The organism is Serratia sp. CY82433 (genome assembly GCF_052166535.1).
Classification (GTDB): Bacteria; Pseudomonadota; Gammaproteobacteria; order Enterobacterales; family Enterobacteriaceae; genus Serratia; species Serratia sarumanii.
Genome location: NZ_JBJNOR010000004.1, coordinates 259,809 through 274,845, shown reverse-complemented (window position 1 = coordinate 274,845; position 15,037 = coordinate 259,809). Strand labels below are relative to the sequence as shown.

General features: G+C 59.7%; 14 protein-coding genes. 3 read left to right on the top strand and 11 right to left on the bottom strand.

What is annotated here, in order from left to right:
* Window positions 1-23: 23 nt before the first annotated feature.
* From hemG to pepQ, 4 genes are read right to left on the bottom strand one after another with little or no spacing between them, the layout of a single operon-like run.
* Window positions 24-557 (bottom strand): menaquinone-dependent protoporphyrinogen IX dehydrogenase, encoded by a 534-nt coding sequence (hemG, locus tag ACJ8PI_RS19675; RefSeq protein ID WP_047569749.1) that lies wholly within the window; start codon window positions 555-557, stop codon window positions 24-26.
* A gap of 21 nt (window positions 558-578) precedes the next feature.
* Window positions 579-2,030 (bottom strand): Trk system potassium transporter TrkH, encoded by a 1,452-nt coding sequence (trkH, locus tag ACJ8PI_RS19670; RefSeq protein ID WP_004934492.1) that lies wholly within the window; start codon window positions 2,028-2,030, stop codon window positions 579-581.
* A 35-nt stretch (window positions 2,031-2,065) separates the two neighbouring features.
* Complete coding sequence (locus ACJ8PI_RS19665; protein ID WP_033649682.1) at window positions 2,066-2,680, bottom strand: IMPACT family protein; 615 nt, start codon at window positions 2,678-2,680, stop codon at window positions 2,066-2,068.
* Window positions 2,680-4,011: a Xaa-Pro dipeptidase gene (gene pepQ, locus ACJ8PI_RS19660; protein WP_164134583.1), complete on the bottom strand. Its 1,332-nt coding sequence runs from the start codon at window positions 4,009-4,011 to the stop codon at window positions 2,680-2,682. Before pepQ ends, ACJ8PI_RS19665 begins: the two co-directional genes overlap by 1 nt.
* A 430-nt stretch (window positions 4,012-4,441) precedes the next feature.
* Between pepQ and fadB the strand changes: the two genes are divergently transcribed.
* Window positions 4,442-6,631 (top strand): fatty acid oxidation complex subunit alpha FadB, encoded by a 2,190-nt coding sequence (gene fadB / locus ACJ8PI_RS19655; RefSeq protein WP_164098102.1) that lies wholly within the window; start codon window positions 4,442-4,444, stop codon window positions 6,629-6,631.
* A 10-nt stretch (window positions 6,632-6,641) separates the two neighbouring features.
* Window positions 6,642-7,805: an acetyl-CoA C-acyltransferase FadA gene (gene fadA, locus ACJ8PI_RS19650; protein ID WP_025304928.1), complete on the top strand. Its 1,164-nt coding sequence runs from the start codon at window positions 6,642-6,644 to the stop codon at window positions 7,803-7,805.
* 172 nt (window positions 7,806-7,977) lie between these two features.
* Here fadA and fre read toward each other — a convergent pair whose 3' ends face one another.
* The 3 genes from fre to pepE form a co-directional block, all read right to left on the bottom strand.
* The gene (fre, locus tag ACJ8PI_RS19645) at window positions 7,978-8,679 is read right to left on the bottom strand and encodes an NAD(P)H-flavin reductase (RefSeq protein WP_004934474.1); all 702 of its coding nucleotides are present in this window, start codon (window positions 8,677-8,679) and stop codon (window positions 7,978-7,980) included.
* A gap of 50 nt (window positions 8,680-8,729) precedes the next feature.
* Window positions 8,730-10,226, bottom strand: a complete 1,497-nt coding sequence (gene ubiD / locus ACJ8PI_RS19640) for a 4-hydroxy-3-polyprenylbenzoate decarboxylase (protein WP_025304926.1) — start codon at window positions 10,224-10,226, stop codon at window positions 8,730-8,732.
* 86 nt (window positions 10,227-10,312) lie between these two features.
* Window positions 10,313-11,038, bottom strand: coding sequence for a dipeptidase PepE (gene pepE, locus ACJ8PI_RS19635; RefSeq protein ID WP_164134582.1), 726 nt, complete (start codon window positions 11,036-11,038; stop codon window positions 10,313-10,315).
* A 245-nt stretch (window positions 11,039-11,283) separates the two neighbouring features.
* Here pepE and rfaH point away from each other — a divergent pair, with 245 nt between their 5' ends.
* The gene (gene rfaH, locus ACJ8PI_RS19630) at window positions 11,284-11,772 is read left to right on the top strand and encodes a transcription/translation regulatory transformer protein RfaH (RefSeq protein WP_004934466.1); all 489 of its coding nucleotides are present in this window, start codon (window positions 11,284-11,286) and stop codon (window positions 11,770-11,772) included.
* A 45-nt stretch (window positions 11,773-11,817) separates the two neighbouring features.
* Here rfaH and hemB read toward each other — a convergent pair whose 3' ends face one another.
* Genes hemB through tatB form a run of 4 tightly spaced genes read right to left on the bottom strand, consistent with a single transcriptional unit; the run spans window position 11,818 to window position 15,034 of the window.
* Window positions 11,818-12,840, bottom strand: a complete 1,023-nt coding sequence (hemB, locus tag ACJ8PI_RS19625; RefSeq protein ID WP_033636707.1) for a porphobilinogen synthase — start codon at window positions 12,838-12,840, stop codon at window positions 11,818-11,820.
* Between the two features lie 14 nt (window positions 12,841-12,854).
* A complete protein-coding gene (tatD, locus tag ACJ8PI_RS19620) occupies window positions 12,855-13,637 on the bottom strand; it encodes a 3'-5' ssDNA/RNA exonuclease TatD (protein ID WP_164134581.1) in 783 nt (260 codons plus the stop codon).
* Window positions 13,638-13,690: 53 nt separating this feature from the next.
* Window positions 13,691-14,461: a Sec-independent protein translocase subunit TatC gene (tatC, locus tag ACJ8PI_RS19615; RefSeq protein ID WP_033649673.1), complete on the bottom strand. Its 771-nt coding sequence runs from the start codon at window positions 14,459-14,461 to the stop codon at window positions 13,691-13,693.
* A gap of 3 nt (window positions 14,462-14,464) precedes the next feature.
* The gene (gene tatB, locus ACJ8PI_RS19610; RefSeq protein ID WP_033649672.1) at window positions 14,465-15,034 is read right to left on the bottom strand and encodes a Sec-independent protein translocase protein TatB; all 570 of its coding nucleotides are present in this window, start codon (window positions 15,032-15,034) and stop codon (window positions 14,465-14,467) included.
* Window positions 15,035-15,037: the final 3 nt, after the last annotated feature.

Sequence of the window (15,037 nt, the reverse complement as noted above, 5' to 3'; positions counted from 1 at the left end):
CGCTGGCCAAACCCGCGTTTTTGTCACTTTTCGTACGGGATCTGGCTAAATTCCTGGGCGAAACGATCGACCTGCTGCCAATCGGTGTACTCCACTTCCTTACTGGTATCCGTTTCACCACCCGTCATACGCATAATAAATTGAATCATGATGCGGTCGAACCAGCGATAGCGCGGATAACGCAATGCGCCGGCAAACACCGCGCACTGTTTTGGCTGCCACGGCGAGGCCAGCAGAAACTTGCGGGTATAAGCGTTGGTTTGCGGCGAGCGCTTTTCCGGTTTGCGCGCCGTCAGGTTCACGGCAAAGAACGCGCTCGGCATTCGATTCAGCTGCTCGGCATGACGTTTGACGAATTTATCCAACACCGGGTTAAAGTGCCCGTAACGGATAGAAGCACCGATCATCACCAGCTGATACTGATTAAGGTCGACCTGTTCCGCCTGCAGCAGATCGATCACCTCACAGCGCAGCGTATCCTGCAATTTGCTTGCTATATAAGAAGCGATAGCACGTGTTTGCCCGTCACGGCTCGAATAAAGTATCAATGCCTTCATGGCGTACTCCTTATATCAGGCTCACTCACGCCAGAAGGTTGGCGTGAACAGCACCAGCAATGTAAACACTTCCAGGCGCCCGAACAGCATCGTCACCACTAGGATCCACTTGGCCGCCGCCGGCATCGTGGTGAAGTTATCCGCCACTACGCCCAGGCCGGGGCCGAGGTTATTCAGCGTTGCCGTCACTGCGGCAAACGCGGAGAAATCATCAACGCCGGTAGCAATGATCGCCAGCATGCTGACGATAAACACCAGCGCATAGGCGGAGAAAAATCCCCACACCGCCTCCAGAATGCGTTCCGGCAGCGCGCGGTTGCCCAATTTGATGGTATAGACCGCGTTAGGGTGCACCAGCCTTTTCAACTCGCGCGAGCCCTGCAGGTACAACAGCAGAATACGAATCACCTTCAGGCCGCCGCCGGTCGAGCCGGCGCAGCCGCCGATGAATGCCGAACACAACAACAGCATCGGCAGGAACAGCGGCCACTTGGCGATGCTGTCGGTCGTAAAACCGGCCGTGGTCGCCATCGATACCACCTGGAAGAACGCCTGATTGAGCGTTTCCATACCGCTCTTATAGACGCCATGTCCCCAGAGCACCAACGTGCACACCACCACCAGCGTCAGCTGGACGAAGATGAACATGCGGAATTCAGGATCGCGCCCATATACCTTCAGACTGCGGCCGCTGAGCAAAGCGAAGTGCAGGCCGTAGTTACAGCCGGAAATCAGCAGGAACACGGCGATGATGGTGTTGATGGTCGGACTGGCGTAATAACCGATACTGGCGTCGTGGGTAGAAAAGCCGCCGATGGCGATGGTCGAGAAACTGTGGCCGATGGCATCGAACACCGACATTCCTGCTCCCCAGAGCGCCAGCGCACAGGCTACGGTCAGCAACACATAGATTAGCCACAGGGTTTTGGCTGTTTCGGCGATGCGCGGGCGCATCTTGTTATCTTTCAGCGGCCCGGGCATTTCCGCCCGATACAGCTGCATGCCGCCGACGCCGAGTATCGGCAGTATCGCCACCGCCAACACGATGATCCCCATGCCGCCCATCCATTGCAGCATTTGGCGATAGAACAGAATGGCCTTCGGCAGCGAATCCAGTCCCACCAGCGTCGTCGCACCGGTGGTCGTCAGCCCCGAGAAGGATTCAAAGAAGGCGTCGGTCAGCGACAAGTTGGGCCGTTCAGAAAACAGGAACGGCAATGCCCCCACGCTGCCCAGCACGGTCCAGAACAGCACGACGATCAGGAAGCCTTCGCGGGGTTTCAGTTCGTGTTTCTGTTTGCGGTTCGGCCACCACAGCATCAGACCGATGGTCAGCGCCACGAAGAAGGTTTGGCTGAACGCGCGCCCCGCCCCATCGCGGTAAATCAATGCCACCAGGCCGGGAATAAACATCGTCCCGGAGAACAGGATGACCAGCAGACCAACGATACGGGTTATGGCGCGAAAATGCATTTCAGCACGATCCTTAGCAATTCAATTGGGAGGAATTATTGCGAAATGGGGGTTAATTGCAAATTACCGCGACTAAGATCACGCAATTTATTCCCAAACAGCTCGACCTCGGTGGCCGGCAACGCCAGATGCAGCACGACGGCGGCGCCGTATTCGCCCTGCAGGATCCGACCTGCGGTTTGCTGCAGCAAGTTCTCCACCAACGCCAACTGCGCATAGTCGCACTGCAAGATATATTCGGCTTCCGGCACCTTTTGAGCCAACGCCAGCTGCTTCAACGCCTGTTGAACACCGTTGCCATAGGCTTTCACCAATCCGCCGGTGCCCAGCTTGACACCGCCGTAGTAACGAACGACCACGGCGGTCACTTCCCCGATGCCGCTGCCCATGAGCTGCGCGAGGATCGGTTTGCCGGCGGTACCCGACGGCTCTCCGTCGTCGGAGAATCCCAACTGCTGCGAGTCATCGGGGCTGCCGGCGACGAAGGCCCAACAATGGTGCCTCGCCGCCGGGTGCTCATCCCGCACCTGCTGAATAAACGTCTTTGCCGCTTCTACCCCGCTGGTCGGCGCCAGCAGGGTGATAAAACGGCTCTTCTTTATTTCTTCGGTAAAGCAGGTTGCTTCCGCCGGTATCGGATACGGCCGCATCAGGCCAGGTTCAGATCGCGCGTCATGTTCTCGATGCGCTTTTCGTGGATCACGATGTTGTCTTCGATGCGGATGCCGCCATACGGCTTCAGCGCATCGATGCGATCCCAGGCGAAGTGCTGCTTGAACTCACCGCTGCGCCACGGCGCCAACAGAGACTCGATGAAGTACAGACCCGGCTCGATGGTCAACACCATGCCCGGTTGCAACACGCGGGTGCAACGCAGGAACGGATACTTGGCCGGCGCCGCCAGATGGGTGCCTTGCTCGTCCTGCATAAAGCCGGCGGCGTCGTGCACCTGCAGGCCCAGCGGGTGGCCCAGCCCGTGCGGCAGGAACGGCGTAGTGATGCCCGTTTCAACCATCGTCTCTTCGCTGAGGCCGTTCACCAGCTTGTGATTCTTGAGCAGCTTGGCGATGCGCTGGTGCATCTGCACATGGTAGTCGGTATAGCGCACGCCGGTTTTGATGGTGTCGATCAGCGCCAGCTGTTCACCGTTGAGATCTTTCACCAGATGGGCGAATTCGCTGCCGCTTTGCGCCGCGTAGGTGCGGGTCAGATCGGCAGCGTAGCCGTTGTATTCCGCGCCGGCGTCGATCAGGAAACTCAGGGATTCGGCCGGCGGCTGATGATCGAGCTTGGTGTAGTGCAGTACCGAAGCGTGTTCGTTCAGCGCCACGATGTTGTCGTAAGGCACGTCGGTATCGCGGTGGCCTGTCGCCGTGAGGTAGGCCAGATTGATGTCGAACTCGCTCATGCCGGAGAGGAAGGCTTCATGCGCCGCACGATGGCCGGTTACCGCCGTCTTCTGCGCTTCGCGCATGCAGGCCAGCTCATAGCCGGTTTTGATCGAACGGTGGAAATCCAGGTAGTTCAACACCGCTTTCGGGTTGATGTTCTCCGAAGGGATGCCGAGATCGCGGGCACGCTGTTGCGCATAACCGATATAGCCCACGCGCTCGCGCTGCGGCGGAAGCTGCTGGGCGATAGCGTCGGCGTTGGCCAGCGGCATCAATTCAAGGGATTTGGTCCAGAAACTGTCCGGCAGCGGCTCTACACTGTGCCAGTAGTCAACTGGGGAGTAGAACCACAGCTTCGGCTTGTTGACGCCATCAATCCACAACCAGCAGTTCGGCACCGACGTCACCGGCACCCAGGCTTTGAAATGCGCGTTCACTTTGAACGGATAGCTATGGTCGTCCAAAAATACCTTTTGCAGTTCACCGGAGTGAATCAGCAGCGCATCCAACTTGTTGCGCTCCAGCACTTCGCGCGCGCGTTTTTGCAGCTCTGCCAGGTGGTCGTTATACAAAGAAGCCAGCGTTTCCATCACATTACCCTTATGCCTTAGCACGAAAGAAGTCATCTTAACACAGCGCTCCGGCGCACCAACCTCATCGCGTTGGGCATGCGGAGCAGCTCGCAATTCCCGGCAAATGCCGTTACATCCGCAGTTTAACCTTAGCCAGCCGAGTGCCATCTTCAGCCCCGCATCTTCGTCGCCATGACGCCAGCCGCCTTATTCATGCCTAACCTCGCCTGAATGATAAATCGCCGCTGGCAAGTGTATGAAGGCCGACAACCGCCAGCAAATGCCGATAGCACATAAAATATAACTTCGTTTTAAATCAAAACGCTAACTTGGTGAGATGTGATCCGACCAGCAAATATGCAATCTCTCATTTGCATATTTTTAACATAAAAACCACACTCCTCATCATCTGGTCATACCAGATCATACGCTGATTCAGGAGATAGACATGCTCTACCAAGGCGAAACATTACAACTGCACTGGCTCGATAACGGCATCGCCGAGCTGGTGTTCAACGCACCGGGCTCGGTCAACAAGCTGGACACCCGCACCGTAGCCAGCCTGGGCGAAGCGCTCACCGTGCTGGAAAACCAGCCTGAGCTGAAAGGGCTGCTGCTGCGTTCCTCCAAAGCCGCGTTTATCGTCGGCGCCGATATCACCGAATTCCTTTCTCTGTTCGCCGCACCGGCTGAAAAGCTGCAAGAGTGGCTGGTGTTCGCCAACAACGTCTTTAACCGGCTGGAAGATTTACCGGTGCCGACCATTTCGGCCATTAACGGCTATGCGCTCGGCGGCGGTTGTGAATGCATTCTGGCGACCGATTTCCGCGTCGCCTCACCGGACGCGCGCATCGGCCTGCCGGAAACCAAATTGGGTATCATGCCGGGCTTCGGCGGTTCCGTCCGCCTGCCGCGCCTGCTGGGTAACGACAGCGCGCTGGAAATCATCGCCGCCGGCAAAGACGTCAGCGCCAAAGACGCGTTGAAAGTCGGCCTGGTGGATGCGGTGGTGGCACCGGAAAAACTGGCCGAAGCGGCGCTGAAAATGCTGCAACAGGCGATCGACGGCAAGCTGGACTGGCGCGCCGCGCGTCAACCTAAGCTGGAGCCGCTGAAGCTCAGCCCGATTGAAGCGGCGATGAGCTTCACCACCGCTAAAGGCATGGTGCTGCAGACCGCCGGTAAACATTACCCGGCGCCGATGACCGCGGTGAAAACCATTGAAGCCGCCGCCAAGCTGGGCCGTGATGAAGCGCTGAAACTGGAAACCGCCAGCTTCGTGCCGTTGGCGCGTTCCAACGAAGCGCGCGCGCTGGTCGGCATCTTCCTCAACGATCAGTTCGTGAAGAGCCAGGCGAAAAAGCTGGCCAAGAATGTGGATGCGCCGAAACAGGCGGCGGTGCTGGGCGCCGGCATCATGGGCGGCGGCATCGCTTACCAATCGGCGCTGAAAGGCGTGCCGGTGATCATGAAAGACATCAGCGACAAGTCGCTGACGCTGGGCATGAACGAAGCGGCCAAGCTGCTCAATAAGCAACTGGAGCGCGGCAAGCTGGATGGCTTGAAAATGGCGCAGGTGCTCTCGACCATTCAGCCGACGCTGGACTACGCCGGCATCGAGCGCGCGCAGGTGATCGTTGAAGCGGTCGTCGAGAATCCGAAGGTCAAAGCCGCCGTGCTGTCGGAAGTGGAAACCCTGATCGGTGAGGACACCGTGCTGGCGTCGAACACCTCGACCATTCCGATTAATCACCTGGCAAAATCGCTGAAGCGCCCGCAAAACTTCTGCGGCATGCACTTCTTTAACCCGGTACACCGCATGCCGCTGGTTGAAATCATCCGCGGCGAACAGACCAGCGACGACACCATCGCCAAGGTGGTGGCCTACGCCAGCCGCATGGGCAAAACGCCGATCGTGGTGAACGACTGCCCGGGCTTCTTCGTCAACCGCGTGCTGTTCCCGTATTTCGCCGGCTTCAGCCTGCTGCTGCGCGATGGCGCCGACTTCCGTCAGATCGATAAAGTGATGGAAAAACAGTTCGGCTGGCCGATGGGCCCGGCCTACCTGCTCGACGTCGTGGGCATCGACACCGCGCACCACGCGCAGGCGGTAATGGCCGCCGGCTTCCCGGATCGCATGAGCAAAGACTACCGCGACGCTATTGACGTGATGTTCGACAACCAGCGCTTCGGTCAGAAAAATCAGCAGGGCTTCTACCGCTATAGCCAGGACAGCAAAGGCAAGCCGCGCAAGGACAACGACGAGCAGACCGATGCGCTGCTGGCCGAAGTGAGCCAACCGCGCCAGACCATCAGCGACGAAGAAATCATCGCGCGCATGATGATCCCGATGATCAACGAAGTGGTTCGCTGCCTGGAAGAGAAGATCGTCGCCAGCCCGGCGGAAGCCGATATGGCGTTGGTCTACGGCATTGGCTTCCCTCCGTTCCACGGCGGCGCGTTCCGCTACCTGGATACGCTCGGCACCGCCAACTACGTTGAGCTGGCCCAGCGTTACGCACACCTCGGCGCCCTGTATCAGGTGCCGGCCGGTCTGCGCGCCAAGGCCGAACGCAATGAAAGCTACTACCCGGTGGCGACACCGCTGTCCGACGTCGCTACCCGCCAACCGGCATGAGGTCATAAAGATGGAAAACGTAGTTATTGTTGATGCCGTACGCACGCCGATGGGCCGCTCCAAGGGCGGCGCCTTCCGCCAGGTGCGCGCCGAAGATCTCTCCGCTCACCTGATGCGTGAAGTGCTGAGCCGCAACCCGGCGCTGGACGCCGCCGAGATCGATGATATTTACTGGGGCTGCGTGCAGCAGACGCTGGAACAAGGCTTCAACATCGCCCGCAACGCCGCGTTGCTGGCCGAGATCCCGCACCGCGTGCCGGCGGTGACCGTCAACCGCCTGTGCGGCTCTTCGATGCAGGCGCTGCACGACGCGGCGCGCGCCATCATGGTCGGCGACGCGCACGTCAGCCTGATCGGCGGCGTGGAACACATGGGCCATGTGCCGATGAACCACGGCGTGGATTTCCATCCGGGGCTGAGCCGCAGCGTGGCCAAAGCCGCTGGGATGATGGGGCTGACCGCCGAAATGCTGGCCAAGATGCACAACATCAGCCGCCAGATGCAGGATGAGTTTGCCGCCCGCTCCCACCAGCGCGCGCATGCGGCGACGCTGGCCGGTTACTTTAAAAACGAGATCATACCGACCAACGGCCATGATGCCGACGGCGTGCTGACCCGTTACGATTTCGATGAAGTCATTCGCCCGGAAACCACCGTCGAAAGCCTGTCGGCCCTGCGTCCGGCGTTCGATCCGGTCAACGGCACCGTCACCGCCGGCAGTTCTTCCGCCCTGTCGGACGGCGCTTCCGCCATGCTGCTGATGAGCGAATCGCGCGCCAAAGCGCTCGGTTTGAAGGCCCGCGCCCGCATCCGCTCGATGGCGGTCGTCGGCTGCGATCCTTCCATCATGGGTTACGGCCCGGTGCCGGCCAGCAAGCTGGCGCTGAAACGCGCCGGTCTGAGCGTGCAGGACATCGATCTGTTCGAGCTGAACGAAGCGTTCGCCGCCCAGTCGCTGCCGTGCATCAAGGATCTGGGGCTGATGGACAGCATCGACGACAAGATCAACCTGAACGGCGGCGCCATCGCGCTCGGCCACCCGCTGGGGTGTTCAGGCTCCCGCATCTCGACCACCCTGTTGAACAACATGGAACGTCGCGACGCGCAGTTCGGCCTGGCGACCATGTGCATCGGCCTGGGCCAGGGCATCGCCACCGTCTTTGAACGCGTTTAGCTGTGTCTATCTTGGGATGACCGCGTCACCACTTCAAATCGCGGCATCCCGCCAAGTTTAGTTGCCGTTCTTCCCGCCTGTCAGGGGCGGGTTTTTTATGCCTGACGTTTGCCGGCGCCCAAATAAAAACGGGGCGACCCTCGGCCACCCCGTTCACTGCGCATCGCATCGGTCAGATAAACGAAAACGCGTCGCCGAACATATGCGCTTCCAGCGCGCCGCGCTCGGCGCAGAAACGCTCACGGGCGATTTTCGCCATCTCGAAACGCCCGGCGATATAGATGTCGTGCTCCGCCAGCGTGCCGAAATCCTGCAGCACCGCGCTGAGCACGGTGCCGCTGCGGCCGCGCCATTCGGCTTCCGGCTGCTCGACCACCGGGATCACCTTCAGATTCGGATGCTGCAACGACAGCGCTTCCAGCTCGCTCAGATCGTACAGGTGCTTCAGCTCACGCCCGCCCCAGTAGATAGAAATATCGCGATCGGGCTGTTGCTCCAACGCGGTCAACAGGATTGAACGCGCATAAGAGAAACCGGTGCCGCCGGCGATCAGCACCAGCGGACGGCTGCCCTCTTCCCGCAGCCAGGCGTCGCCGTGCGGCACGTCGACGGTGATCGCCTGCTCTTTCAGAATGCGATCCATCACCGCCATGGCGTACAGATTCAGCTCCGAAGCGCCGATGTGCAGCTCGATGTAATCTTGCTGCGTCGGGGTTGATGCCAGCGAGAACGGGCGCTTGTCGCGCTCGTCCATCACCACCATCAGATATTGCCCTGCCTTGAAAGAAAACGGCTGCTCAGGCACCAGACGTACCCGATAAACCGTATCGGTAATGGCCTCTACCGAGGTCACTTTACAGCTCAATATTGTCATGCGTTCCCTCTGTCGGGTCATCAATGCAAAGCTGAGAACAGGGCCTGACGCTACAGCGTCGGTTCCCTGTCACTGAAGATTGCGAGCTCATCCCAGATTTCGTCGACGCGCGCACGTACCTTTTCATCCATCTGAATCGGACGGCCCCATTCGCGATCGGTTTCACCCGGCCATTTATTGGTGGCGTCCAGCCCCATCTTCGAACCCAGGCCGGAAACCGGTGAGGCGAAGTCCAGATAGTCGATCGGCGTATTCTCCACCAGAACGGTATCCCTTGCCGGATCCATTCGTGTGGTGATCGCCCAAATCACGTCGTTCCAGTCGCGCGCATTGACGTCGTCATCGCAGACGATAACAAATTTGGTGTACATAAACTGCCGCAGGAACGACCAGACACCCATCATCACGCGTTTAGCGTGGCCGGCGTACTGTTTCTTCATGGTCACTACCGCCAGGCGGTACGAGCACCCTTCCGGCGGCAGATAGAAATCGACGATTTCCGGGAACTGCTTTTGCAGAATCGGCACGAACACTTCATTCAGCGCCACGCCCAGGATCGCCGGCTCATCCGGCGGCCGGCCGGTGTAGGTCGAGTGGTAGATCGCGTTGCGGCGCTGGGTGATGTGGGTGACGGTGAACACCGGGAACTGGTCGATTTCATTGTAGTAACCGGTGTGGTCGCCGTAGGGGCCTTCCGGCGCCATTTCACCCGGCTCGATATAGCCTTCCAGCACGATTTCAGCGCTGGCGGGCACTTCCAGATCGTTGGAAAGGCACTTGACCACTTCGGTTTTATTGCCGCGCAGCAGCCCGGCAAAAGCGTATTCAGACAGGGTATCCGGCACCGGCGTCACCGCGCCGAGGATGGTGGCGGGATCGGCGCCCAGCGCCACCGCAACCGGGAAACGCTCGCCGGGGTGCGCCTGGCACCACTCCTGATAATCCAGCGCGCCGCCGCGATGCGACAGCCAGCGCATGATCACTTTATTCTTGCCCAGCACCTGCTGGCGATAGATGCCGAGATTTTGCCGTTCCTTATGCGGGCCGCGGGTCACCGTCAGCCCCCAGGTGATCAGCGGCGCGGCGTCTTCCGGCCAGCAGTGCATCACCGGAATACGGCCCAGATCGACGTCCTCGCCCTGCCATACCTGCTCCTGACAAGGCGCGGATCCCAGCACCTTGGTCGGCATGTTCAGCACCTGCTTGAACTTCGGCATTTTGTCGAACAGATCGCGGAAGCCTTTCGGCGGCTCCGGCTCTTTGAGGAACGCCAGCAGTTTGCCGACTTCGCGCAGCGCGCTGATGTCTTCCTGCCCCATGCCCATCGCTACGCGATTGGCGGTGCCGAACAGGTTGCACAGCACCGGCATGTCGTAGCCTTTCGGGTTTTCAAACAGCAATGCCGGGCCGCCCGCCCGCAGGGTGCGATCGGCAATCTCCGTCATTTCCAGGTAAGGATCGATCGGCTGGCTGATGCGTTTTAGTTCCCCTCTCTTCTCCAGCAACGAGAGGAAATCGCGTAAGTCACGGTATTTCATGCTGATCATTATAACGGCCAGTGGGGAGGGCATTATAAGCCCTCTTCACGGTTGTTGCTGCAATTTTGTTAACGCCGCCCGCCATCGGGTGGCCCTCAGCCGCAGTTGAACGGCACCAGCGCAGCCAGCGCACGCGTATCCTGATATTCGCGCGTCTCCTCGCCGTGGCGGAACACCTTGAAGCCCTGCCCGTTGGCGCTGAAGTAACGCAGCTCGTTGCCTTCAACGTGCAGCAGGCTGCCTTCACGCAGCGCCACCACCGATTCACTTGGGTTGATCGCGCAGAACTCCGCCAGGCGCTCGTCACGGGTTTCGCCCATGTGGCCGCTGATATGCGCGTCGATGTAATGCGGGTTGATTTGCACCGGGAACAGCCCCAGCGCCGGCAGCACTACGCTGCAGCGCACCGGCATATCATTGGTGGTGCGAATGCTCGGCGTGGCCACGTTGCAACCGGCGCTCCAGCCGACGTAAGGCACTTCACGCTCGCGCACCGCGCGCTGGATGGGCACGATCAAGCCTTGTTCGTGCAGCATTTGGTTCAGCAACCAGGTATTGCCGCCGCTGACCAAAATGCACTCTGCCTGCGCGATCGCCGCCGCCGGCGAAGCGGCGTGATGGATGCTGGTGACTTCGATGCCCAGCGTTTGCGCCAGCTCCTGCGCACGCTGGTCGTAGTCGTAACGGATCAGCGCATAAGGGATAAAGACGGCGGATTTGATGCCGAGACGCGCAATCATCGCCAGCAGTTGGCTTTTGGCATACCCCAGCAGCTCGGCTTCGCCAGACAGCTTGCCGTTGCTCAACAGAAACAGCTCCATTTATCTTCCCTCGGTCAAAAACGATGAATAGCGTCACAGCCGGTAGCGCAACGCCTTGCCATACTGTGACGGTAACAAATTTTTAGCCCTCTGTTATACCAGCGCCGTATCGATAAGTGTGTGACTCCTCGCTAATAGCCGCATATTCATAGAGATAGGTGATGTTACACGCTGAAACTTGCATCACTATGTATCCGGAAGCGCTTTTGATATGCTTACCGGCTGGCAGAAAGGCATGTGAAATTATGGAATCCTGGTATCTACTTTATTGCAAACGCGGTCAGCTGTTGCGGGCGCAGGAACATCTGGAACGGCAGCAGGTAAACTGCCTCAGCCCGATCATCACGCTGGAAAAGATCGTGCGCGGCAAGCGTATCGCGGTCAGCGAACCCCTGTTTCCCAACTATCTGTTTGTGGAGTTCGACCCGGAGCGCATTCACACCACCACCATCAGCGCCACCCGCGGCGTCAGCCACTTCGTGCGCTTCGGCGCGCTGCCGAGCGTCATCCCGAGTAAGGTGATCGATGAGCTGCGCACGCACGCCAGCGAAACCTATGTCGATCCGGAAACCCCGCAGCCGGGGGATACCGTCCTGATCGTCGACGGCGTGTTCGAAGGGCTGCAGGCGATCTACACCGAGCCGGACGGCGAGGCCCGCTCAATGCTGTTGCTCAACCTGATCAACAAACAGGTCAGCCAAAGCATCGACAACCGACAGTTCCAGAAGATGTAATGCAAAAGGCGCCCTCAGGCGCCTTTTTGTTGGCTCATTTCACGCTTAGCGACGCATCGCGTCGTCGTGCAGCCACTGGGCGACACGCTTGGCGAAGTAGGTCAGCACGCCGTCGGCGCCGGCGCGTTTGAAGCACATCAACGACTCCATCACCGCTGGCTGCTCCTGCAGCCAGCCGTTCTGAATCGCCGCCATATGCATGGCGTACTCACCGGACACCTGATAAGCGAAGGTTGGCACGCCGAAGGTATCCTTCACGCGGCGCACAACGTCGAGGTACGGCATGCCCGGTTTCACCATCACCATATCCGCGCCTTCCTGCAGATCCTGTGCAATCTCCTGCAGCGCTTCATCGCTGTTGGCCGGATCCATCTGATAGGTCTTCTTGTTGCCACCCTTCAGATTGCCGCTGGAACCCAGCGCATCGCGGAACGGGCCGTAGTAACAGGAAGCATACTTGGCGGAGTAGGCCATAATCTGGGTATTCACCAGACCCTGCAATTCCAGACGATCGCGGATCGCCCCGATGCGGCCGTCCATCATGTCGCTCGGCGCCACGATTTCCGCGCCCGCTTCGGCATGGGAAAGCGCCTGACGCACCAGGATGTCTTTGGTCACATCGTTAATCACATAACCCTGCTCATCGATTACCCCATCCTGCCCGTGCGTGGTGTAGGGATCGAGCGCTACGTCAGTCAGAATGCCCAGCTCAGGCACCGCGTCTTTCAGCGCGCGCACCGTGCGCTGCACCAGTCCTTCCGGGTTATAGGCTTCTTCCGCATGCAGCGATTTCAGACCTGGCTCAATCACCGGGAACAGGGAGATCACCGGCACGCCGAGTTTGGCGATGGTTTCCGCTTCCTTGACCAGCAGATCGATCGTCATGCGCGATACGCCCGGCATCGAGGCCACTTCTTCCTGACGGTTGCTGCCTTCCATGACAAACACCGGATAAATCAGGTCGTTGACCGTCAGTTGGTTCTCGGCCACCAGGCGGCGGCTGAAGTCATGACGGCGCACGCGGCGCATACGGCGACCAGGGAAGGTGCCCGGAAATGCATAGCTCATAGTTTTCTCCTAGCTCAAACCAGCCGGAATAGCCGGCGGGCGTTCTCATCGGTTTTTTGCCCCAGCCATTGCGGCTCTTCCTGTCGCCAGACGGCGACCTGATGCACGATATGGGGCAGGAAACAGGGTTCGTTGCGGCGAGATGCGGGTTTAGGCTGTAAATCCCGGGGCAACAGATAAGGGGCGTCAGTTTCCAGCAGCAGACGCTCGGCCGGGATCTGCGGCAACAGGGCGCGCAATTCCAGGCCGCGCCGCTCGTCGCAGACCCAACCGGTAATCCCGATCGACAGGCCCAGCGACAGGCAGCTAGTTAATTCTTCGGCGGTGCCGGTGAAGCAGTGCACCACGGCCGCGGGCAGTTTATCCAACCACGGCGTCAGTAGCTCGGCAAAACGTGCGTGTGCGTCGCGGCAATGAAGAAGCACCGGCAGCGCCAACTCCGCCGCCAGCGCCAGCTGCGCGGTGAACGCCGCTTCCTGCTGCGCGGGCGTCGAGAAATTGCGGTTGAAATCCAGGCCGCATTCGCCGATCGCCGCCACTTCAGGGCGCGCGGCCAACGCATAAATCTGCTCGGCGGTGTGTTCATCCCAGCCGCTGGCGTAGTGCGGATGCACGCCGGCGGTAGACCAACAGTAGCCCGCATGTTGCCGCGCCAATTCGGCGGCCTCGCGGCTCTCCGCCAGATCGGTGCCGGTAATCAACATCCCCGTCACGCCCGCGGCGCGGGCGCGTTCCACCACCGCCTGGCGATCTTTGGCGAATTGGCTGCTGGTGAGATTAACGCCGATATCAAACATGGTTTTTTCCAAAGCAAAAGCCGCCCAGTGGGCGGCTTAGCAATCAATGTGGATCATGAGGCTGGGGGTTCGTCACCCTCGTCTTCTTCTTCCGCTTGCGGACGACGCTTGCCGGTATAGAAGCGAGCGAAGAATACCCCCACTTCAAACAGCAGATACATCGGTATTGCCAACAGGGTTTGCGAGAACACGTCCGGCGGCGTCAACAGCATGCCGACCACAAACGCGCCGACCAACACATATGGCCGTTTCTTCTTCAGATCTTCCGGCGAGGTGACGCCGCTCCAGCACAGCAGAATGATGGCGACCGGCACTTCGAAGGCGACGCCGAACGCCATAAACAGCGCCATGACGAAATCGAGGTAGTTTTTAATGTCGGTCGCAATGGTCACCCCCATCGGCGCGGTCTTGGCAAAGAAGCCGAAGGCCAGCGGGAACACGATGAAGTAGGCGAAAGCCATGCCGAGGTAGAACAGCAGGCTGCTGGACACCAGCAGCGGCATCATCAGGCGGCGTTCATGCTTGTACAACGCCGGTGCGATGAATGCCCACACCTGATACAAAATCATCGGCGCGGAGACGAACACCGAGACGATCATGGTCAGCTTGATCGGCGTAAAGAACGGTGACGCCACGTCGGTGGCGATCATGCTCGCCCCGGCCGGCAGCTGCTTGAGCAGCGGTGCAGAAACCAGCTGGTAGATGTCGTTGGCGAAAAACACCAGCACCACGAACACCGCCAGCACGCAAATAATCGAGTTCAACAGCCGCTTGCGCAGCTCTATCAGATGACTGATAAGGGGTTGGGTATCTTCAACAGCCATGTATTAACGATCGCCACTAGGTTGGTGAGACGCTGGGGTTTTATCCGCAACAGGTTCGACAGGTGCCGGCGCGGTTTCCACCGGTGCTTTGGCCGGTTGCGCCGCCACGGGCGCAGCCGGGGATGCAGCCGCAACGGCCTCAGGCTCCGCTGCCGGTTTTGGCACGGCAGCGGGCGCGCTGGCGCGGGTTGCCGCTTCCGCCGGCGTCACGCCGTCGTGCAAGGCTTCCGGATCGATGGCCTGCGGGTTATGAATGGTGTTCGCCAGCTCTTCTGTCTCGCCCCGGTAGGTGCGTTTCAATGATTCCGCCGCGTCTTTCAGCTCATCCATCGATGCCTTCAGTTCCGGCGTCAGGTTCTGCAGGCCGGCCTGTTCGGCTTTTTTCAGGCTGTCCTGCAGCTCCTGCAGCTTCAGTTCCTGAGACAGTTCGTGCTGCACCGAGGCCGCCAGCGAGCGCAGCGCGCGGATCCAGCCCGACACCGTTCTGACCGCGACCGGCAACCGTTCCGGCCCCAGAACAATCAGGCCGATCACCAGCACCAGCAGCAGCTCACTAAACCCAATGTCAAACACGGT

Bases quoted from the DNA above. Each gene is read 5' to 3' on its own strand.
- hemG (WP_047569749.1), bottom strand. From the start codon at position 557: ATGAAGGCATTGATACTTTATTCGAGCCGTGACGGGCAAACACGTGCT.
- trkH (WP_004934492.1), bottom strand. From the start codon at position 2,030: ATGCATTTTCGCGCCATAACCCGTATCGTTGGTCTGCTGGTCATCCTG.
- ACJ8PI_RS19665 (WP_033649682.1), bottom strand. From the start codon at position 2,680: ATGCGGCCGTATCCGATACCGGCGGAAGCAACCTGCTTTACCGAAGAA.
- pepQ (WP_164134583.1), bottom strand. From the start codon at position 4,011: ATGGAAACGCTGGCTTCTTTGTATAACGACCACCTGGCAGAGCTGCAA.
- fadB (WP_164098102.1), top strand. From the start codon at position 4,442: ATGCTCTACCAAGGCGAAACATTACAACTGCACTGGCTCGATAACGGC.
- fadA (WP_025304928.1), top strand. From the start codon at position 6,642: ATGGAAAACGTAGTTATTGTTGATGCCGTACGCACGCCGATGGGCCGC.
- fre (WP_004934474.1), bottom strand. From the start codon at position 8,679: ATGACAATATTGAGCTGTAAAGTGACCTCGGTAGAGGCCATTACCGAT.
- ubiD (WP_025304926.1), bottom strand. From the start codon at position 10,226: ATGATCAGCATGAAATACCGTGACTTACGCGATTTCCTCTCGTTGCTG.
- pepE (WP_164134582.1), bottom strand. From the start codon at position 11,038: ATGGAGCTGTTTCTGTTGAGCAACGGCAAGCTGTCTGGCGAAGCCGAG.
- rfaH (WP_004934466.1), top strand. From the start codon at position 11,284: ATGGAATCCTGGTATCTACTTTATTGCAAACGCGGTCAGCTGTTGCGG.
- hemB (WP_033636707.1), bottom strand. From the start codon at position 12,840: ATGAGCTATGCATTTCCGGGCACCTTCCCTGGTCGCCGTATGCGCCGC.
- tatD (WP_164134581.1), bottom strand. From the start codon at position 13,637: ATGTTTGATATCGGCGTTAATCTCACCAGCAGCCAATTCGCCAAAGAT.
- tatC (WP_033649673.1), bottom strand. From the start codon at position 14,461: ATGGCTGTTGAAGATACCCAACCCCTTATCAGTCATCTGATAGAGCTG.